This window comes from Devosia soli (genome assembly GCF_000970455.1).
Lineage (GTDB): Bacteria > Pseudomonadota > Alphaproteobacteria > Rhizobiales > Devosiaceae > Devosia > Devosia soli.
In genome coordinates this window covers 1-529 of sequence record NZ_LAJG01000002.1, presented here as the reverse complement: position 1 = coordinate 529, position 529 = coordinate 1, and the positions used below count along the sequence as shown (strand labels likewise).

Annotated in this window: 1 protein-coding gene; it reads left to right on the top strand. The window is 53.1% G+C overall.

The annotated features are described in order from the left end of the window. Nucleotides 1–293: hypothetical protein (locus VW35_RS21440; protein WP_200896853.1), on the top strand; the 293-nt coding region annotated here is incomplete at its 5' end. Nucleotides 294–529 lie beyond the last annotated feature (236 nt).

Sequence of the window (529 nt, the reverse complement as noted above, 5' to 3'; positions counted from 1 at the left end):
GAGAGAGGAAAGGAAAAAGGGAGGGGGGAGGACGAAAGGAAAGTGAGGAGCAAAGGAGAAGAAGGAGAAGGGAAAGAAAGAGAGGAAGGATGAGAGCGACAGGGAGCGAAGAGAAAAGGACAAGGAAAGGAAAGACGAGGAGTAAAAATGTAGAAGAAGAAGGGAGGGACAGAGAGAGGAAAGAAGGAGAAAAGGGAGGAGGGAGAGAGAGAAGAGGGAGAGAAGAGAGAAAAAAAGAGAAAAAGGAAGGGGAAAGGAAGAGAGGGGGGGGAAGAGGAAAGGGGAAGGGATAGGGGGTGAGGTGGGAAGAAGGGCGGGAGGGTGAGCAAGGGGACGCAGAGGGGGAAAAGGGTGATGTACAATAAGACGATAAGAGGCAGGAGAAGATAGCGCGTGATGACGAAGAGAACGACAAAAAGGAAATCGCCCAAGCGGATGGCAACGCCGCGCGCATGGGAAGAGAACGCGTCGTAGCGATAGGCTGCTTCGATCACCCCGGAGATGGAGTAGGTCATCGTCATGCTCGGCG